This window comes from Streptomyces sp. SUK 48 (genome assembly GCF_009650765.1).
GTDB lineage: Bacteria > Actinomycetota > Actinomycetes > Streptomycetales > Streptomycetaceae > Streptomyces.
This window is the reverse complement of record NZ_CP045740.1, coordinates 3719355-3737784: the sequence shown is the minus strand read 5'-3', so window position 1 is coordinate 3737784 and position 18430 is coordinate 3719355. Positions and strand designations below refer to the sequence as shown.

18 protein-coding genes are annotated in these 18430 nt (G+C 71.5%); 14 read left to right on the top strand and 4 right to left on the bottom strand.

Annotated elements, in window-relative coordinates; translation table 11 throughout:
* Positions 1–281 precede the first annotated feature (281 nt).
* From GHR20_RS16090 to GHR20_RS16065, 6 genes are all read left to right on the top strand, one after another.
* On the top strand, positions 282–1043 hold the full coding sequence (locus GHR20_RS16090) for a redox-sensing transcriptional repressor Rex (RefSeq protein WP_148024498.1): 762 nt from the start codon (positions 282–284) through the stop codon (positions 1041–1043).
* Complete coding sequence (locus tag GHR20_RS16085) at positions 1040–2725, top strand: glutamyl-tRNA reductase (protein WP_153813560.1); 1686 nt, start codon at positions 1040–1042, stop codon at positions 2723–2725. The genes GHR20_RS16090 and GHR20_RS16085 overlap by 4 nt, the downstream gene beginning before the upstream one ends.
* On the top strand, positions 2722–3681 hold the full coding sequence (hemC, locus tag GHR20_RS16080; protein WP_153813559.1) for a hydroxymethylbilane synthase: 960 nt from the start codon (positions 2722–2724) through the stop codon (positions 3679–3681). The genes GHR20_RS16085 and hemC overlap by 4 nt, the downstream gene beginning before the upstream one ends.
* Positions 3678–5381, top strand: coding sequence for a bifunctional uroporphyrinogen-III C-methyltransferase/uroporphyrinogen-III synthase (locus GHR20_RS16075; RefSeq protein ID WP_111587043.1), 1704 nt, complete (start codon positions 3678–3680; stop codon positions 5379–5381). The genes hemC and GHR20_RS16075 overlap by 4 nt, the downstream gene beginning before the upstream one ends.
* Positions 5382–5505: 124 nt before the next feature.
* Complete coding sequence (locus GHR20_RS16070; RefSeq protein WP_153813558.1) at positions 5506–5922, top strand: hypothetical protein; 417 nt, start codon at positions 5506–5508, stop codon at positions 5920–5922.
* A gap of 5 nt (positions 5923–5927) precedes the next feature.
* Positions 5928–8600 carry an AAA family ATPase gene (locus GHR20_RS16065; protein WP_153813557.1) on the top strand — a complete coding sequence of 891 codons (2673 nt, stop codon included), beginning with the start codon at positions 5928–5930 and terminating at the stop codon, positions 8598–8600.
* 213 nt (positions 8601–8813) lie between these two features.
* Here the strand turns inward: GHR20_RS16065 and GHR20_RS16060 are convergent, their stop codons facing one another.
* Together GHR20_RS16060 and GHR20_RS16055 are read right to left on the bottom strand one after the other, a co-directional pair.
* Positions 8814–8990 (bottom strand): DUF397 domain-containing protein, encoded by a 177-nt coding sequence (locus tag GHR20_RS16060; protein WP_153813556.1) that lies wholly within the window; start codon positions 8988–8990, stop codon positions 8814–8816.
* Positions 8987–9820 (bottom strand): DUF5753 domain-containing protein, encoded by an 834-nt coding sequence (locus GHR20_RS16055; RefSeq protein ID WP_086808411.1) that lies wholly within the window; start codon positions 9818–9820, stop codon positions 8987–8989. The genes GHR20_RS16060 and GHR20_RS16055 overlap by 4 nt, the downstream gene beginning before the upstream one ends.
* A gap of 161 nt (positions 9821–9981) precedes the next feature.
* Here GHR20_RS16055 and GHR20_RS16050 point away from each other — a divergent pair, with 161 nt between their 5' ends.
* The 4 genes from GHR20_RS16050 to GHR20_RS38350 all read left to right on the top strand — a co-directional run bounded on the left by GHR20_RS16050 (position 9982) and on the right by GHR20_RS38350 (position 11654).
* Positions 9982–10401 (top strand): ATP-binding protein, encoded by a 420-nt coding sequence (locus GHR20_RS16050; RefSeq protein WP_243878040.1) that lies wholly within the window; start codon positions 9982–9984, stop codon positions 10399–10401.
* A 28-nt stretch (positions 10402–10429) separates the two neighbouring features.
* Positions 10430–10864 carry a hypothetical protein gene (locus tag GHR20_RS16045; RefSeq protein ID WP_153813554.1) on the top strand — a complete coding sequence of 145 codons (435 nt, stop codon included), beginning with the start codon at positions 10430–10432 and terminating at the stop codon, positions 10862–10864.
* A gap of 9 nt (positions 10865–10873) precedes the next feature.
* Positions 10874–11200, top strand: a complete 327-nt coding sequence (locus GHR20_RS16040; RefSeq protein ID WP_153813553.1) for a nucleoside triphosphate pyrophosphohydrolase — start codon at positions 10874–10876, stop codon at positions 11198–11200.
* Positions 11201–11375: 175 nt separating this feature from the next.
* Positions 11376–11654, top strand: a complete 279-nt coding sequence (locus GHR20_RS38350; protein WP_343336008.1) for a DUF5959 family protein — start codon at positions 11376–11378, stop codon at positions 11652–11654.
* Between the two features lie 425 nt (positions 11655–12079).
* Here GHR20_RS38350 and GHR20_RS16035 read toward each other — a convergent pair whose 3' ends face one another.
* Positions 12080–13075, bottom strand: a complete 996-nt coding sequence (locus GHR20_RS16035; protein WP_153813552.1) for a phospholipase D-like domain-containing protein — start codon at positions 13073–13075, stop codon at positions 12080–12082.
* 206 nt (positions 13076–13281) lie between these two features.
* On the opposite strand from GHR20_RS16035, the gene hemB reads away from it, so the two are divergent.
* From hemB to GHR20_RS16020, 3 genes are all read left to right on the top strand, one after another.
* Positions 13282–14274: a porphobilinogen synthase gene (gene hemB / locus GHR20_RS16030; protein WP_111587039.1), complete on the top strand. Its 993-nt coding sequence runs from the start codon at positions 13282–13284 to the stop codon at positions 14272–14274.
* An 83-nt stretch (positions 14275–14357) separates the two neighbouring features.
* Positions 14358–15380: an LLM class flavin-dependent oxidoreductase gene (locus GHR20_RS16025; RefSeq protein WP_148025378.1), complete on the top strand. Its 1023-nt coding sequence runs from the start codon at positions 14358–14360 to the stop codon at positions 15378–15380.
* A 21-nt stretch (positions 15381–15401) separates the two neighbouring features.
* On the top strand, positions 15402–16037 hold the full coding sequence (locus GHR20_RS16020; RefSeq protein WP_111587037.1) for an NAD(P)H-binding protein: 636 nt from the start codon (positions 15402–15404) through the stop codon (positions 16035–16037).
* 25 nt (positions 16038–16062) lie between these two features.
* Here GHR20_RS16020 and GHR20_RS16015 read toward each other — a convergent pair whose 3' ends face one another.
* Positions 16063–16812, bottom strand: a complete 750-nt coding sequence (locus GHR20_RS16015; RefSeq protein ID WP_153813551.1) for a DUF4232 domain-containing protein — start codon at positions 16810–16812, stop codon at positions 16063–16065.
* A gap of 176 nt (positions 16813–16988) precedes the next feature.
* Here GHR20_RS16015 and GHR20_RS16010 point away from each other — a divergent pair, with 176 nt between their 5' ends.
* On the top strand, positions 16989–18428 hold the full coding sequence (locus GHR20_RS16010; protein WP_153813550.1) for a helix-turn-helix domain-containing protein: 1440 nt from the start codon (positions 16989–16991) through the stop codon (positions 18426–18428).
* Positions 18429–18430: the final 2 nt, after the last annotated feature.

Below are 18430 nucleotides of genomic sequence, written 5' to 3'. Positions count from 1 at the left end.
TCCAACTGGTCCCGAAAGTCGCTTAGGATCTACGGGCGGTTTGGTCTCGGGGGCGGGATTCGTGAGGAGCGTGTGCGGTTTTGCCCCCAGTAACGAAGGCACGCCGGTGTGTGCCCGCTGGTTCCCGCCAACGGCGCGAAAGGTGCGTGACCCCGGTCACTTCTGCCGGGCAAATCGGACACCATCTTTGTGCACGCGTTCACAAAGACATAGCCTGCTGTCGACGGGGCGGTCTGGGGACGTATGGCCGCCCGCAGCCCCGCTCTACCATCAGGAGCACCGTGGCAACTGGCCGAACACACCGACCGGCGACCCGCAGCCGAGGAATTCCCGAGGCCACCGTCGCCAGGCTTCCGCTGTACCTCCGAGCCCTGACCGCGCTGTCCGAGCGCTCGGTGCCCACGGTCTCCTCCGAGGAGCTGGCCGCGGCCGCGGGGGTCAACTCCGCCAAGCTGCGCAAGGACTTCTCGTACCTGGGCTCCTACGGAACGCGCGGTGTCGGCTACGACGTGGAGTATCTCGTCTACCAGATCTCCCGCGAACTCGGCCTCACCCAGGACTGGCCGGTTGTCATCGTCGGTATCGGCAACCTCGGCGCCGCCCTCGCCAACTACGGCGGGTTCGCCTCCCGCGGGTTCCGCGTGGCCGCGCTGATAGACGCGGACCCGGGCCTGACCGGCAAGCCGGTCGCGGGCATCCCGGTGCAGCACACCGACGACCTCGAGAAGATCATCAAGGACGACCGGGTCTCCATCGGCGTCATCGCCACCCCGGCCGGCGCCGCCCAGCCGGTCTGCGACCGGCTCGTGGCCGCCGGGGTCACCTCCATCCTGAACTTCGCGCCGACCGTGCTGTCCGTGCCGGACGGCGTCGACGTGCGCAAGGTCGACCTGTCGATCGAACTCCAGATCCTCGCCTTCCACGAGCAGCGCAAGTCCGGCGAGGAGACCGCGGCCGGCGACGGCGCCCAGCCCGCCGTCACCCCCCGCGACGACGCCGACCAGGGGCCCGACGGGGACGTACCCGCCGTGATGCCCGCATGAGCCTCCTCGTCGTCGGACTGAGCCACCGCAGCGCCCCGGTCAGCGTGCTGGAGCGGGCGGCGCTGACCGCGGACGCCCAGACCAAGCTGCTGCACGACACGGTCGCCGCCGAGCCCGCCACCGAGGCCGCGGTGCTCGCCACCTGCAACCGCATCGAGCTGTACGCCGACGTGGACAAGTTCCACGCGGGCGTCGCCGAGCTGTCCACGCTGCTCGCCCAGCACAGCGGCGTCGGCCTGGAAGAACTGACCCCCTACCTGTACGTCCACTACGAGGACCGGGCCGTCCACCACCTCTTCTCGGTGGCCTGCGGCCTGGACTCGATGGTCGTCGGCGAGGGCCAGATCCTCGGCCAGATCAAGGACTCCCTGGCCCGCGCCCAGGACCTGCACACCGCGGGCAAGCTGCTGAACGACCTGTTCCAGCAGGCCCTGCGGGTCGGCAAGCGCGCCCACTCCGAGACCGGCATCGACCGCGCGGGCCAGTCCCTGGTCACCTTCGGCCTGGAGCAGCTGGCCGCGGGCGGCGACGTCCAGCGGTGGGCGGCCGGCCGCCGGGCGCTGGTGATCGGCGCCGGTTCGATGTCCTCGCTGGCCGCCGCCACGCTCGCGCGGGCCGGGGTCGCCGAGGTCGTCGTCGCCAACCGCACCTTCGACCGTGCCGAGCGCCTCGCCGAGATCCTCCAGGAGGCCGACGACAACGCGGTGGCCGCCCGTGCGGTACGGATGAACGCCGTGCCGGACGAGCTGACACGTGCCGACGTCGTCGTCTCCTGTACCGGGGCGACCGGCCTGGTGCTCACGGCGGAGTCGGTCGCGCAGGCGGTCGAGGGCCGCACCGGGCAGCCGGCCGTCACCGAGCCCGTTTTCACGGCCGTGAAGCCCGGGGCCCCGGTGCCCGCAGCCGACGAGAACTGCCCCCTCGACCTGGCCGCCGCCCAGCCCGGCTTCTCCGTCCTCGGCGAGGGCGCCGTGGCCGGCATGGACGCGGCCACCCTGGAGCAGCACGCGACCTGGGCCGCCGGGGGCACCGTCGACCGGCGCCCGGCGAGTGGTCGTACCACCGACACCCCCGAGGCGGACGCCGAGCTGATCACCGCGCTCGCCGCGACCGCCGCCACCGTGGGCCGGATTCCCGAGCGGCGCCGCCCCGAGCCGGTCGCCGAGCGTCCGGCGCCCGTCGTCTTCCTCCTCGACCTGGCCATGCCCCGCGACATCGACGCCGCCGTGCACCGCCTCGCCGGGGCGCGCCTGGTGGACATCGAGTCGCTCGCCGAGGCATCCGCGGACGCCCCGATGGCGGCCGACGTGGACCAGGTGCGGCGTATCGTCTCCGACGAGGTCGCGGCCTTCGGGGCGGCCATGCGGGCGGCGCACATCACGCCCACCGTGGTCGCGCTGCGCACCATGGCCGCGGATGTCGTCGCCGCCGAGATCGCGCGGCTGCACGGCCGCCTGCCCGACCTGGACGACCGCCAGCGCGGCGAGATCCGCCAGGCCGTGCACCGGGTCGTCGACAAGCTGCTGCACGCGCCGACCGTACGGGTCAAGCAGCTCGCGGCCGAGCCCGGTGGCACCGGGTACGCGGACGCGCTGCGCACCCTGTTCGACCTCGACCCCGAGACGGTCGCCTCCGTCTCCCGGGCCGAGGACAGCACAGAAACGAAGGACCGACCGGCATGAGTGACAAGGCACTGCGACTGGGAACCAGGCGGAGCAAGCTCGCCATGGCCCAGTCCGGTCAGGTGGCGGAGGCCGTCCGCCGGGTGACCGGGCGACCGGTCGAGCTGGTCGAGATCACGACGTACGGCGACACCTCCCGCGAGCACCTCGCGCAGATCGGCGGCACCGGCGTGTTCGTCACGGCGCTGCGCGACGCGCTGGTGCGCGGCGAGGTCGACTTCGCCGTTCACTCGCTCAAGGACCTCCCCACGGCCGAGCCCGAGGACCTGGTCCTGGCCGCCCTGCCGGTGCGCGAGGACCCGCGGGACGTGCTCGTCGCGCGCGACGAGCTGAAGTTCACCGACCTGCCGCGCGGCGCCCGCATAGGCACCGGCTCCCCGCGCCGCATGGCCCAGCTGAACGCGTACGCCCGCGCCCACGGACTGGACATCGAGACGGTCCCGATCCGCGGCAACGTGGACACCCGCATCCGGTACGTCCGCGACGGCGAGCTCGACGCGGTCGTCCTGGCCGCCGCCGGACTCCACCGGATCGGCCGTATCGAAGAGGTGACCGACTTCCTGTCGGTCGACACGGTTCTGCCCGCCCCCGGCCAGGGGGCCCTGGCGATCGAGTGCGCCGCCCAGCGCGCGGACCTGATCGCGGCGCTCGGCGAGCTCGACGACCCGTTCACGCGGGCCGCCGTGACCGCCGAACGGTCACTGCTCGCCGCCCTGGAGGCCGGTTGCAGCGCACCTGTGGGTGCGCTGGCCGACTTGTTGGGGGGCGGCCAGTTTGTCAAGGAAATGCGCCTGCGCGCCGTCGTCGGGACCACCGACGGCACCCGCATGGTGCAGTTGTCCACCACCGGTCCCGTGCCCCAGACGCACGAGGGTGCGCTGGCACTCGGTAGCGACCTCGCCACCGAGATGCTCGCCCAGGGCGCGGCCGGTCTGATGGGGGAGCGAGCACATTGAGCCCCACCGCCCTTCCTGCCGCCGGTCCGGAACACGGGCACGTCACCTTCCTCGGTGCCGGACCCGGGGATCCGGGACTGCTGACTCTGCGCGCCGTGGAGGCACTGTCGAACGCGGACGTCCTGATCGCCGAGCCCGAGGTGCTCGATGTGATCCGGACGCACGCGCGGCAGGGCGTCTCCGTCGTGCACACCGACGGGGACCTGTCCACGTCGCCACCGGGCACGCCGCAGCTCACGGTCGTTGACGGCACGTCAACCACCGCCGCTGCCCCGTCTCCTGCCCGGGATGCCGCTCATCTTGTCATGGAGGCCGCGCGGGGCGGCAGGCGGGTGGTGCGTGCGGTCCCGGGTGACCCCGGGCTCGACACGGACGCCGCCGAGGAGATGCTGGCGTGCGCCGCGGCCGGGGTGCCCTTCGAGGTCGTACCCGGCGTGGCGGCCGCGGTCGGTGTGCCGGCGTACGCCGGTGTGCCGCTGCGGGACGCGGACGGCGCGGACGTCCGGTTCGTGGACGCCCGTACCGCCTCCGACCGCTGCTGGACCGAGGTCGGCGCCTCCGACGGCACGGTGGTCGTCTCCACCACCCTGGACGCGGTGGCCGCCGCGGCGGGCGAGCTGGTCTCGGCCGGCCGCAAGCCGGACACCCCGCTGACGGTCACCGTCGCCGGTACGACGACGCGCCAGCGCACCTGGTCCGCGACGCTCGGCACCATCGCGCAGACGCTGAAGCAGGCGAAGGTGCTGCCCTCGCCGGACGGCGGCCGCCCGGTGATAGCCGTGGTCGGCGAGCGCTCCGCCGCCGCCCGGCGCGACCAGCTGTCGTGGTTCGAGTCCAAGCCGCTGTTCGGCTGGAAGGTGCTCGTGCCGCGCACGAAGGAGCAGTCGGCGGCGCTCTCCGACCAGCTGCGCTCCTACGGCGCGGTGCCGCACGAGGTCCCCACCATCGCGGTGGAGCCGCCGCGCACGCCCCAGCAGATGGAGCGCGCGGTCAAGGGCCTGGTCACCGGCCGCTACGAGTGGATCGCCTTCACGTCGGTCAACGCGGTGAAGGCGGTGCGGGAGAAGTTCGAGGAGTACGGCCTCGACGCGCGGGCCTTCGCGGGTATCAAGGTGGCCGCGGTGGGCGAGCAGACGGCTCGCGCGCTGATCGCCTTCGGAGTGAAGCCGGACCTGGTGCCGAGCGGCGAGCAGTCGGCGGCCGGTCTCCTGGAGGACTGGCCCCCCTACGACCCGGTCTTCGACCCGATCGACCGTGTCTTCCTGCCCCGCGCCGACATCGCCACGGAGACCCTGGTGGCCGGGCTGATCGAGCTGGGCTGGGAGGTCGACGACGTCACGGCGTACCGCACCGTGCGCGCCTCGCCGCCGCCGGCCGAGACCCGCGAGGCGATCAAGGGCGGCGGCTTCGACGCGGTCCTGTTCACCTCGTCCTCCACGGTCCGCAACCTGGTCGGCATCGCGGGCAAGCCGCACAACGTGACGGTGATCGCCTGCATCGGTCCCGCGACGGCGAAGACGGCCGAGGAACACGGCCTGCGCGTCGACGTGATGGCCCCGGAGCCCTCGGTCGCGAAACTGGCCGAGGCCCTGGCCGACTTCGGCGCGAAGCGCCGGGACGCGGCGCTGGAGTCGGGCGACCCGGTGACCCGCCCGAGCGAGCGCCGGCCGGGGGCGCGGCGGCGTCGTTCGACGACCTGATCCCACACGGATGTCAAGCGTCCCGCACCACAGCGCGTGGTGCGGGACGCTTGGCGTTTCCGGGGCTGAGCGGTGGTCGGAGAAGTGCTCTCCCCTCGCCGTCCGAGATCAGTACGCTGGCGCCATGGTTGACGTGGGGGTGGGCGAGCTGCGTCGCAGCCGCGACAGACTGGAGAAGCAGGCGAGGGCCGCCGAGAGCGCAGGGGAGTTACCGGCGAGCGGGCTGCTGCTGTTCTACGCGGCCGAGTGCGGCCTGAAGGCCGAGTTGCTGCACAGCGTTCTTCATTGCAGAGACACTGCGGGCCTGCCGGGTGATCTGCGCTCGCACGATCTGCGGCGCTTGGCCAAGGCGCTGAACCTGAAGGACCCCGGGACCGGTCCCGACCCGCTGAGATGCCGACGGCACAAGGGCGCCGCCTGGATCGAGAGCCGCGAACTGCATGAAGCGTGGCGTTATGGTGCAGAGCTGCGTGCGGATGATCAGAAAGCGGCGCTGGATGCCCTGAAGTCGCTGCTGAACGACGTCAGGAAGAGGATGTGAGCGTGATGGCCGAGAGGCTCTTCACCTGGGTCGATGTGGATGCCCACCTCGCGGAGGCCGCGGTCGCGGGTGAATGGCCGGACTGGTTGCTGGAGGCCGACGCCTGGTGGGACGGGCTGGAGCTGTCTGTGCGGCCCGGAACCACGGAGGCCATGGTCCGGGATTGGCTGGACGCCCTGTTCGGCCTGGGCTCCACCGCGGAACACGACGGCGGCCTCGAACTGGGGCTGGACCGGCCGAGTTCCCACGCCCCTGACGCCTTGGAGGTGAGGCTGGTCGCGGCCGGGCAACGCGAAAAGGTGACGCGACGGCCTCGTCTCGGCGAGCGGCGTGTCGTGCGGGAACTGGGCGAATCGCTCGCCCGCCCCCTGAGCGCCGAGTTCCCCGGAGACAAGCAGCTGATCGCCTTCCACTCCTTCAAGGGCGGGGTGGGGCGCACCTTGCACGCGGTGGCGCTGGCCGACCATCTCGCCATGCGGGGACAGCGTGTTCTCCTGATCGACGCGGACCTCGAGGCACCTGGCATCACCTGGATGTACCAGGCACAGCATGGTCGCTGCGACATCGCGTACGAGGACCTGCTCGCCCTGCTGCACTCGGCCCAGCAGGGGGACGCGACGCGGGCCGTGGAGATCGCCGCGGCCTTTCTGCCGAACCAGCGGGTGTCGAAGTATCCGGGGACGGGATGGGTGACGGTGCTGCCCGCCGGCCGACGGACGCGGCTCGGTCCGCCGCGGATCGCCCCCGCGGACCTGCTGACCGAAGACCGGTCACCGTACTTCCTGAGCGAGTCGCTCGCCGCGCTCGCCGAGGCGGCCGGGGCGGACACGGTCGTCCTCGATCTTCGTGCGGGCGCGTCCGAGCTGGCTGCCCCGATCCTGCTCGACCCCCGCGTCATGAGGGTGTTCGTCACCACCGTCAGCAGCCAGTCCCTGCAAGGCACCGAAACGCTGATCCGCCAGTTGGGCGGGCAGTCACCGGCTGTGGCGGGGGTCGACCCCGCGCCCGGCGCCGTCATCACCCAGTACCGGCTGGACGTTCACGACGGCCACGCCGAGCAGGCGCGGACGCGGCTGTCCGCCGCCTTGTCCACGACCTTCGCGGTGCCGGAGACGGCCGGCGCGGGCACGCCCTCCCCGGACGAACTGGCGGTGGACGAACAGGTCCTGACCGAACCGGTGTTGAGCCCCTTCCGTGAGGAACTGCTCGCCCTGCCGCAGAGCTGGGACGCGGTGGTGGAGGTCGTACGACGGTGCGGCCTGCCCGAGCTGCTGGAAGAGTTCGCCCCCGGCCTGACGGTCGCCGGTGCGCCGGAAGAGGAGCCCGGCACGCTGGACGACCGCCGGCGTGCTCTGGCGGCCGACGCGGGTCGCTTGATCTTTGCCGAGCAGCACGGCACTGACCTGGGCCTCAAGTTCCTCACCACCGAGCCGGTGCGCCGGCTCATCGCCGACCACAGCACTGATCTCCCCGTGGCGGTCGTAGTAGGGGCCAAGGGGTCGGGCAAGACGTTCACGTTCGCCCGTATGTGCGCCCAGAAGACGTGGGAGCGCTTCGCCGCCGAGAACGACCAGCACGTCCAGCGCTCCGCGCGCGTGGTGCCCGTGCTGGACCCGGCGAACATCGCCGAACAGGGTGACGCGTCGCCCCAGCAGCTGCGTGACGCGGTGGCGGGCGGTGTCGGCATCACCGCGGACGAGATCCGCGCACATCTCAGCGCGGGTCTGCGCCACGAACGGGCGGTAGAAGCCGAGTTCTGGCGCGACCGTTGGCTGGAGTGCCTGGCCCGGGCGGCGGGCGCCGACGGAGGCGTTCCCGCCGAGGACTTCCTCATCCGGACCAACCAGGCCCCGGACGCGGTCCTGTTCGTTGTCGACGGCTTGGAGGACTGGCTGGAGACGCTGGACTCCGAGCCCAAACGCGTTGCCCTGCGGGCGCTGTTGATGGACGTTCCCGCCTGGTTGCGCCGACTGCGCAGCCGGTCGCTCGGCCTTGTCGTCTTCGTCCGGCAAGACTTGGTCCGTACGGCCATCCGGCAGAACCTCGGGCAGTTCCTCGCCCGCTACTCAGCTTACGAACTGCGGTGGGAGGCCGAGGACGCGCTGCGACTGTCCCTCTGGGTGGCGGTGAACGCGGGAGCGGTCACCGAGCCGTCCCGTCCGATCGCGGACATGGGCTTCGACGAGATCGTCCGGGCTTTGCTGCCGTTGTGGGGGGCGAAACTGGGCACGGAGTCCTCACGGGAGGCCTGGACCGAGCGTTGGGTACCGGCGGCACTCGCGGACTTCAACGCAGAGATCCAGGCGCGGGACATCGTGCGCTTCTTGTGCGAGGCGGCCAAGGTGTCCGTGGGCGACGGCCGCTGGTCCGACCGCGTGCTGACCCCGGCGGCCATGCGCAGGGCGCTGGTGGCGTGCAGCCGTGCCAAGGTCGAGGAGATCGGTCAGGAGAATCCCCGGTTGGGGGAGCTTCTTCAGCGCATGTCGAGTTTCTCGGAGTCGGTGAAGATGCCGTTCGAGGCGTCCGACGTCGCACTGGAGTCGGACGAGGCGCAGGACCTCGAAGAGTGGGGCGCGCTGGCCAAGGACGCCGACGGCCGCTACCGCATGCCCGAGATCTACCGGCATGCCCTGGGCTTTCGTACGCAGGGAAGGGCGCGGGTGGTCAGAGGGCTGTGAGGAGCCGGAACTGATGGACAAGGCCGCTCTGCCCGCGCTGCGTGGCGACGTTGATCACCGAGTACTGGGCGACGCCGGGCGGACGCGCCGGATCAGCAGCATGGCGCGGCTCGGGGCGGCCGGCCACCTTGCGCACCTCTCGGCAGGAGTGATCCCTGAGTAGGAGTGGCCCGCACACGCGTATTCGGGTGCGGGCCACGGCAGTTCACGCCGTCAGTGCTTCGACGCGTAGGGCAGGAAGCTCGCCCAGGTGGTGGGGGTGAGGGCGAGGCGGGGGCCGGTGGGGTTCTTGGAGTCGCGGACGAGGATCTGCTCGGGAACGGCAGCTACTTCGACGCAGTCCGGTCCGTCGGGCGTGCTGTAGCTGCTCTTTATCCACTCCAGCTTCATGTCTCTCCAAGCACTTTCTCGATGCGGGCCGACGACTCTCGGGGGTTGAGAGCCTGTGCCCGGATGATTCCATAGCGCATCTCTAGGAGCTGCACCTCTTTCGGGTTGGTGATCACCCGGCTGATGTGCTGCACCTCCAAGTGTCCGACGGTGGTGCCGTCGTTGAGTCGGAGCAGCCTGAACGAACCGTCGAGACCGGAGTTCTCCTCAAGGCTCAGGGGAAGTACCTGTAGGTCGACGTGAGGTAACTCGGCTACTTCCAAAAGCCGTTCGAGTTGGCTACGCATGACCATCCTGCCCCCGATGGGTCGACGTAGCGTCGATTCGCACTGCACGAAGCTGAAGGCAGGCCGGGGCGACGTGTCGTTGATGATCTGCTGACGGGCCAGCCGAGCGGCAACCCGCTGCTCCAGCTCGTCCGCCGTGAAGGCCGGGCGACGCGTGCGGAGTCCTGCCCTTGCGTATTCCTCCGTCTGCAACAGCCCATGTACTGCGGAGTTGTTGTAGGCACACAGCTCGGTCGACTCCGCCTCAAGTTTCTTCAGATCCCGTACCTTCTTGGGGTACCGGACCTCCTCCAGGTCCGTCCTCATCGCGGAGATCTTGCCGCTGGCGCCCAACGCCTCGTCCGCCGCGTCGAGATACTCGGGACGAGGGATCCGCCGTCTCCGCTCCACCGAGGAGACGAGTTCCTCCCCGTACCCGATCAGCGTGCCGAACTCGGCCTGGGTGAGGCCCGCCGCCTCGCGCCACAGTTTGAGTTGCCGGGCTACCGTACGAATGACGGCCCCGGCCTCCTCGTCCTCCAGTTCCGCGTCCCAGTCGCTCACGTCTGCCCGTCCTCCCGCCGCTCCCTGCCGGGCCCAACCACGGACGCGGGCCTCCGGTCACGCCGTACAGCCCGGACGGATCCGGACAACTCACGGACAGGCACTGGTCGCACGGGCCACCGATATTCACAGGCTACGCAGGTGCGGACACGCTGCGTGATGTGAATCAGGAATCTCAGCAGACCGCGCTGGCGCAAAAGCCACCGCGCCAGTTCTCCGTACCGCTGTCGGCCACCCGCAGGGGCGCCCGCCTGGCGAGGCTCCTCGCGGTCGAGCAACTGGATTCGTGGGGAGTCCCGTTGGACCCGGCCCGGCTGATCGTGGCCGAGCTGGCGACGAACGCCGTGCTGCACGGCAGGGTCCCGGGCCGCAGCTTCCGCCTGACCCTGGCGGTACCGGCCCCGGGCCTCCTGCGCATCGAGGTCACGGACACCCGCGCGGAATCCCTCCCGGTCCGCAACCCCGCCCCCTCCGAATCCGGCTACGGCCTCCTCCTGGTCGACACCCTGTCCACCCGCTGGGGCATCCGCCGGGGCCCGGTGCCGTGCAAGACGGTGTGGGCGGAGTGCGTGTTTTCATGAGGCGGCCAAGAGAGGGGTGTTCCCGGCTGTGGATCTGGACGAGTACCGGACGGCCTACCTCCTGTACGCGCCCGCCGAGAGCCCTGCCGGGTGGCACCTCGATCCGACCACCTTCGGAACAGCCTTGGAGGCGGCGTTTGCCGAGGTGCGCCATGAGGCGCGACGGGGGCGTCTGTTCCGTCTTGTGTTCTGGGCTATGACGGAGGAGGGAACCGGGTTCACCGGCTCCGCGAGCAACGAAGGCCGCGACACCGTCCTCCTCGACGACAGCACCGCCGACGAGGCCGCCGCCTTCATCGCCTGGCTCCGTGACGACTTCCTCCCCGCGCCAGACCTGATCCGCTTCAGTTCGGAGCCGGCCGTGGAGAAGGGGATCGAGACGGATTGGCGCGTGCCCGCGAACGGTGATCGCTCGTGCATCGCCGAGGAACTCAAGCGTCATGTCAGTGCTGTGATCACCTGAGGGGGACGGATGAACTACCACGACAAGCACGGCAAGTTGGTGCGAGACCGGATCCCGCAGATCATCCGCGACAGCGGGGCCGAGCCGCTCTTCCACATCGCGGATCGGGCGGAATACCGCGACCGGCTGCGGGACAAGCTCCGCGAGGAGGTCGCCGAGTTCCTCGCCGCGGATGGTGACGCGGCGCCTGAGGAACTCGCGGACGTGCTGGAGGTCGTATACGCCCTTGCCGCGAACCTGGAGGTCGGCCGGGACCGACTGGAACAGCTCCGAGCGGCGAAGGCGGCCGAGCGCGGCGGATTCTCCGAGCGGATCGTCTGGAGGGGGAACTGCTGACAGGGGGCCGAGAGCGGGCTGGCCGCGCCCGGCGAGTGTGCTGGTCGGGACACGGCGGTGTCCGGCAGTCCGCTGCTCGGGCTGGCCGGTCTGTTGAGAAGGTGAGAAAACCGGGTGGAGGCCGCCCGTCGTCCGCGCGAGGATCTCTCACGAGCCGCCTGCCGAAAGGGCAGTCATGGGGGACACTCCGCCGACGGGGCTCATCCGTCTCGCCGATGACGAGGGGAACAGCGTCAGGGTCGATGTGCTGGGGGTCGACCCCCGGTGGGCCGGGGGATCGATGCGGAGACCGTCGTCAGGACGCCGTTCGTGTCCGGAGGCGGTGGTGGAGGACGTGGCCGGATCCATGGTCACCGGGCGCGTCCCGGTCGTACCGCCGGACGACTGGATCGCCGACCATCGGCGACGGCTGCGGGAAGTCATGGAGCACTGGGGGCCGTTGATGTCGGGGTGAGGGCAAGAAGTGGCTAGCTGACGGGCGGGTGGGTGCCCGCAGGCCCAGGTGGCTTACGCGGTCGTGCAGTTGAGTGAGCCCGAGGCCAGATGCGTCTTCGGTCGGTCGGCGCGGGCCAGGCCAGGCCGTAGCCGCGATTTGTTGCCCGCGCTGCAGATCGTGCCGTCCGGGATGTAATCCCTGTAGAGCGAGGGCGCCGCTGCTCATGATGGCGTCCTGGTGGCAGAGGCAGGGGTGCGAGCCGGGAGCATGGCGATGCCGTGGGCCGACGGGGTTCCCGAACCGAGGCGGATGTGGGGGCGCCTCCGCATGTGGAGGGCAGGGGTGTGTCAGTCGTATGGGAACGGCCTGGACAAAGTGCGGCCCGGGCGGGGCGGCAGGGCCGTCCCGCCCGGGCCGGGCGTACGCGATCCGGTGGTCGGCGACTACGCCGCCGTGCCGCCCGCGAAGTCGCCGCTGAACGTCGTCTCGATGGTCTGCGCCACCGGCTGGGCCACCCCGGTGCCGGTCATGATGATGCCCAGCTCCCGGTTGCTGCTCAGCGAGTTGCTGCTGATGTTCATCGACCCGGCCTCCACCGCCTGGGTGGACAGGCCGTAGTCGGCGACCATGGCCTTGGCGTGGATGTAGAAGCCGTTCGGGTCCGAGTAGCCGACGACCGTGCCGCCCGCGGCCTTGACCGCGGCGACCTCGCTCGCATAGCCGGAGGGGTCCTCCAGTACGACGCGGACCTTCACGCCCGCCTTGGCGCGCGCCACGATCGCGTTGACGACCGTGCTGTCGCTGAACTCCAGCTCCTGCACGTCGAGCGTCTTGGTCGCGGCGTTGATGAAGGACACCAGCCTGGCGCGCGAGTCGGTGGGGGACCACAGCAGGTGGTCGCCGTCGGCGGGGGTGACCGCGGTGCCGGCGTAGTCGGCGTCGAAGACCTTCTCGATGGCGGCGACATCGCGGGTGTCGTCGGTGAAGACGCCGTAGTCCCGGCTGGTCGCGTAGTACTGCGAGGTCAGATTGCCGGTCAGGACCAGGGACTTGGTGCCGTCCACGGTGATCGTCTTCTGGTGCGTGTACACGTAGGACGAGGAGGACCAGACGACGCCCACGCCCGCGCCGGTCAGCGTCGTGTACGCCGCGTTGTCCTCGCTCTTGTGCTGCCGGTCCAGGACGACCCGCACGGCGACGCCCTTCTTCTCCAGTGCCACCAGGTCGTTGACGGCCGTCGTGTCCTCCAGCTCGTACATCGTCATGTCGAGCTTGCTGGTGGCCGAGTTGATGAAGTCGTAGATCGCCGGCTGGCCGGTGCCGGCCTGGGAGAAGGCGAACGCCGAGTACGTCGCCGCGTTCGCGGGGACGGCGGCGACGGCGACGGCGGTACCGGCGGCGAGGGCGACGGCAGCGCGGGTGAGGGCCTTCCGCAGCATGGTGCGACTCCTTTTGGGAGGCAGGGGAGTGGTGTCGGGTGCATGACACCACGCGCGTAGAACGCTGGGGAGGCGGGCGGATCCAGAGATGGCCAGGGGGGCGCAAAGACTCGGTATCGGGGTTCCGGTTTGCCCCTCAATGCCAGGCGGCGGGGCCGACAGGGCGTCGGTAAGGAGGGGGAGCGGGCGGGCGTAGCGTAGAAGACATGACGAAGTACGGATCTTTCCCCGGTACGCGTCCCCGGCGGCTGCGGACCACGCCCGTCATGCGGCGGATGGTCGCCGAGACGCGCCTGCACCCCGCCGACCTGATCCTCCCCGCGTTCATCCGCGAGGGCGTCGGCGAGCCCGTCCCGATCGCCGCGATGCCCGGCGTCGTGCAGCACACCCGCGACAGCCTGAAGAAGGCCGCGGCGGAGGCCGTCGAGGCCGGGGTCTCCGGGATCATGCTGTTCGGCGTGCCGGAGGACGGCAACAAGGACGCCCAGGGAACGGCCGGTACGGACCCCGAGGGGATCCTCCAGGTCGCGCTGCGCGACGTACGCGCCGAGGTCGGCGACGACCTCCTCGTCATGTCCGATCTGTGCCTGGACGAGTTCACCGACCACGGGCACTGCGGGGTGCTGGACGCCGAGGGCCGGGTCGACAACGACGCCACCCTGGAGCGGTACGCCGAGATGGCCCAGGTGCAGGCCGACGCCGGCGCCCACATCGTCGGCCCCAGCGGGATGATGGACGGCCAGATCGGCGTCATCCGCGACGCGCTGGACCAGATCGGCCGCGAGGACGTGGCGATCCTCGCCTACACCGCGAAGTACTCCTCCGCCTTCTACGGCCCCTTCCGCGAGGCCGTCGCCTCCTCGCTCCGCGGCGACCGCAAGACGTACCAGCAGGACCCCGCCAACTGGCGCGAGTCCCTGCGGGAGTTGGAGCTGGACCTCGCCGAGGGCGCGGACATGGTGATGGTCAAGCCGGCCGGGCCGTACCTCGACGTCCTCGCGCGTGTCGCGGACGCGGTGGACGTGCCGGTCGCCGCGTACCAGATCTCCGGCGAGTACTCGATGATCGAGGCCGCGGCCGAAAAGGGCTGGATCGAGCGGGACCGGGCGATCTTCGAGACCCTGACCGGGATCAAGCGGGCCGGGGCGCGCAACATCCTCACGTACTGGGCGACCGAGGTGGCGCAGAAGCTGCGCTGAACCGGGGGGAGTGCGGGGCGGCCGTGGCGCGGGTCCGGTGGTAGTTGAGGAATCAATTAACTTGGTCCGCTGTTCACGGCCGTATGAAGCGCATCGGATTCCTCTCCTTCGGCCACTGGGCCGACAGCCCGCACTCGAAGACCCGCAGCGCCTCGGACACGCTGCTCCAGTCCATCGACCTCGCGGTCGCCGCCGAGGAGCTGGGCGCCGACGGGGCCTACTTCCGGGTGCACCACTTCGCCCGCCAGCTGGGCTCGCCCTTCCCGCTGCTCTCCGCGATCGGCGCGAAGACCTCGCGCATCGAGATCGGCACCGGCGTGATCGACATGCGCTACGAGAACCCCATGTACATGGCCGAGGACGCCGGCGCCGCCGATCTGATCTCCGGCGGCCGGCTCCAGCTCGGCGTCAGCCGGGGCTCACCGGAGCAGGTCGTCGACGGCTGGCGGTACTTCGGATACGCGCCGGGCGAGGGCGAGACCGACGCCGACATGGCCCGCAAGCACACCGAGGTGCTGCTGATGGTGCTCCAGGGCAAGGGCTTCGCCGAGCCGAACCCGCGCCCGATGTTCGCCAACCCGCCGGGACCGCTGCGCATCGAGCCGTACTCCGAGGGGCTGCGCGAGCGCGTCTGGTGGGGCGCCGGTTCCAACGCCACCGCCGTCTGGGCCGCCGGGCTCGGCATGAACCTCATGAGCTCCACCCTCAAGGACGACGAGGGCGGCGCGCCCTTCCACGTCCAGCAGGCGGCGCAGATCCGGGCCTTCCGCAAGGCGTGGGCCGAGGCGGGCTGGGAGCGCGAGCCGCGCGTCTCCGTCTCGCGGAGCATCTTCGCCCTCACCGACGACCGCGACCGCGCCTACTTCGGCCGTGACGGCGACAGCGCCGACAGCATCGGCCACCTCGACGCCGACACCCGGGCGATCTTCGGCCGTACGTACGCCGCCGAGCCCGACGCCCTGGTCGGGCAGCTGGCCGGGGACGAGGCGATCGCCGAGGCCGACACGCTGCTGCTGACCGTGCCCAACCAGCTCGGCGTGGACTACAACAGTCACGTCCTCGAGAACATCCTCACCCATGTCGCGCCGGCGCTCGGCTGGCGCTGACCCTGACCGGCGGGAGCGGCCGTGGGCAAGATCCTGATCATCGGCGGGACCGGCTACACCGGCGCCCACGTCGCCGCCGAGGCCGTCGCCCGGGGCCATCGGGTGACGTCGTACGCGCGGTCGGCGCCGAAGTCCCCGGTCGACGGGGTGTCGTACACCCAGGGCGCGGCCGAGGACGCGGCGCGCCTGGTCCCCGGACGGGACGCGGTGGTCGCGGCCCTGTCACCGCGCGGCGACCTGGTGGGCCGGCTGCTCGCGCTGTACCAGGACATCGCCGCCGCGGCGGACGCCGCCGGCGCCCGGCTGATCGTGATCGGCGGCTTCTCCTCGCTGCGCCCCGCACCGGGCGAGCCCCGGTTCGCCGAGGGGGACGTACCGGAGCGGTTCCGGTCCGAGGCGCGCGAGATGGACGCGATCCGGCAGTGGCTCACCACCGCCGCGCCCGGCTCGCTCGACTGGACCCTGATCTCGCCCGCGGCCGGCTACGGCGCCTGGGCCGCGGGTGCGCGCACCGGCGCCTACCGCGTGGGCGGGGAGGTGGCCCTCCACGACGCCCGGGGCGGGTCGGAGATCTCCGGCGCCGACTTCGCGCTGGCGGTCGTCGACGAGATCGAGCGCGACGCGCATCCCCGGGCGCACATCTCCATCGCTTACTAGCCCCGCGTCCGCGAGGGCCGCGGGGTCACCAGCTCGCGATGTCGGACGGGTCGGTCACCCAGTAGGTGACCTTCAGGGAGCTGTCGTAGTACACGCCCTTCGAGGGCAGGGTGACGTTCGCCGTGGCGCCGCCGTCGCTGTTCGGGGTCATGCCCTGGAAGTGCACGGTCAGCTTGTGGCCCGTCTGGCCGCCGTCGCCGCTGCCGTCGGCGGCGGACAGCAGCACGCCCGCGTAGCCGGACTCGCCGGGCGCGAGGGTGGTGACCGCCTGGGGCTGGGTCGACTCGTCGGCGCCGGGCGCCCACTGCATCCCGTCGAAGCGGAGCACCGGGTAGTACGTCAGGTCGCAGTACTTGGAGCCGGTGTTCTTGACGGTGAGCATCATGTGGTTGAGCGGGCGGGACAGCACCTGCGCGGTGACCTTGGTGTCGGAGCCGTTGCACAGGACGCGGTTCTTCGGGTCCCAGGGGTTGCCCGAGCTCTTGGAACCGCCGGTGCCGCCGGAGGCGTGGGTTCCTTGGGTACCGCCGGTGGCACGGTGGGTGCCGGCCGAGGTCTGGATGCCGTGGGCGGTGGAGCCGGTCGAACCCTGCTGCGTGTGCGCGTCGGTGGAGGGGGCGCCGGCGCTCACGCTCGCCGCCGGGGTGTGCCGGGCGGCGCCCTCGTCCTTGGTGCCGGTGCCGCTGTCGCACGCCGTCAGGGCGAGCGCGGCGAGGGCGGCTCCGGCCGCGGCGAGCAGGGGGGTACGGGTGCGGAGGGCAAGGCGGTTGCGCATGGCGCTTCTCGCTTCCGGGTCGTGGAGTGCTTGGATGTCCACAGCCTGCGGGCCCGTTTGTCCCGCCCGCCAGCCCCGCCGGCCGATCCGGGACGCTGGAACGGCCACATAGGTGTTGACCTGCAAGAACGTCCCTTCCCTGGAACGGGGGAATGGGACAGGGGAGGGGACGGAACGTGTCGGAAAGCACCGGGGGGACCGGGTTCGCCGAGCGGTTGCGTGAGCTGAAGAACCGCTCCGGGCACAGCTACGGCATGCTCGCCAAGCGGCTCCACATGAGCACGTCGACGCTGCACCGCTACTGCAACGGGGAGGCCGTACCGACGGACTACGCCCCGGTGGAGCGGATGGCGCGGCTCTGCGGAGCGTCGCCGGAGGAACTCGTGGCGCTGCACCGGAGTTGGGTGCTGGCGGACGCGGGGCGGGGGAAGAAGGCGGGGGAGGAAACTCCCGCGCCCGCGCCGGCATCCGCTCCGGCGCCCGCGTCGGACTCGGGGCCGGAACCGGTATCGCACCTGGAACCGGAACCGGAACCGGCATCGGACCTGGAACCGGAACCCGCGTCGAAGCCGACCCCGGCCCCGGAACCGGCATCCGACCCGAGGTCCACGCCGACTCAGGACCCGGACCCGGGCCCTGGCCCGGCAGCAACCCCGGCTCCGGCAGCCGCCGTTCCCGTCCCCCGCCCCCGTCCCCACTCCCGCGCCCGCCGCACCGTCCTCATCGCGGCCGTCACCGGAGCCGCCGTACTCGGCGCCGTGGCCCTCGCGTTCGGGCTGCCCGACGGCGGGAGCCACGACCAGGGTGCGGCCTCCGCCGGGACCAGTGCCCCGGCCCGGGACCGCGCGCCCGCGACCGGCACCGGTACCGCCTCCCGGGGCAGCGGCTCGCCCTCCCCCTCGGGCCCCGCCCGGCACGCCTCGCCCTCCGCCGGTCACGGCGGCACCGGGGGACCGGACGCCGCCACGAGCGGACCGCCGGGCGGGGCGACCGCCGACGACAAGGAGTCCACGGCCGTCCCCCTCGCGATCACCACCCACCCGTACTCCTGGGAGAGCCCCTGCTCCCAGCACTATCTGATCGACCGGCCGCCCGCGGACGTGTCCCCGCCGCCCGTCGAGAACGACGCGCCCGCGTGGGTGGCCGTGCACCAGGCGGTCTCGGCGGGCGAGCAGTTCGTCACCCTCACCGTGCAGGGCAGCGGCAGGCAGACCGTGGTGCTGGAGGGGATGTCGGTCCGGATGGCGGGCAAGCGCGCGCCGCTCGCCTGGAACGACTACGCCATGGGCTATCCCGGCGTCGGCTGCGGCGGCGGGGTGCCCACCCACTCCTTCACCGTCGCCCTGGACGCCGTACGGCCGGCCGTCCAGCCGGTGGCCGGGCAGCGCGGCTTCCCCCTCAGCGTGAGCGAGTCGGACCCCGAGGTCTTCTACGTCACGGCGAACGCCTCCGCGTACGACGTCAGCTGGTACCTGGAGCTGTCCTGGTCCAGCGGCGGCCGGCACGGCACCCTGGAGATCGGCGACAAGGGCCGCCCCTTCCGCACCAGCGGCAGCAACGGGCGCCCCGCCTACGCCTTCCCGCTGGGCGGCGAGAAGTGGGCGCCCGCGCGGTAGGG

Coding starts and splice junctions, on each gene's coding strand:
- GHR20_RS16060 (WP_153813556.1), bottom strand. CDS start 8,990: ATGAAGCTGGAGTGGATAAAGAGCAGCTACAGCACGCCCGACGGACCG.
- hemB (WP_111587039.1), top strand. CDS start 13,282: ATGACGAAGTACGGATCTTTCCCCGGTACGCGTCCCCGGCGGCTGCGG.
- GHR20_RS16085 (WP_153813560.1), top strand. CDS start 1,040: ATGAGCCTCCTCGTCGTCGGACTGAGCCACCGCAGCGCCCCGGTCAGC.
- GHR20_RS16070 (WP_153813558.1), top strand. CDS start 5,506: ATGGTTGACGTGGGGGTGGGCGAGCTGCGTCGCAGCCGCGACAGACTG.
- GHR20_RS38350 (WP_343336008.1), top strand. CDS start 11,376: ATGGGGGACACTCCGCCGACGGGGCTCATCCGTCTCGCCGATGACGAG.
- GHR20_RS16025 (WP_148025378.1), top strand. CDS start 14,358: ATGAAGCGCATCGGATTCCTCTCCTTCGGCCACTGGGCCGACAGCCCG.
- GHR20_RS16040 (WP_153813553.1), top strand. CDS start 10,874: ATGAACTACCACGACAAGCACGGCAAGTTGGTGCGAGACCGGATCCCG.
- GHR20_RS16015 (WP_153813551.1), bottom strand. CDS start 16,812: ATGCGCAACCGCCTTGCCCTCCGCACCCGTACCCCCCTGCTCGCCGCG.
- hemC (WP_153813559.1), top strand. CDS start 2,722: ATGAGTGACAAGGCACTGCGACTGGGAACCAGGCGGAGCAAGCTCGCC.
- GHR20_RS16065 (WP_153813557.1), top strand. CDS start 5,928: ATGGCCGAGAGGCTCTTCACCTGGGTCGATGTGGATGCCCACCTCGCG.
- GHR20_RS16035 (WP_153813552.1), bottom strand. CDS start 13,075: ATGCTGCGGAAGGCCCTCACCCGCGCTGCCGTCGCCCTCGCCGCCGGT.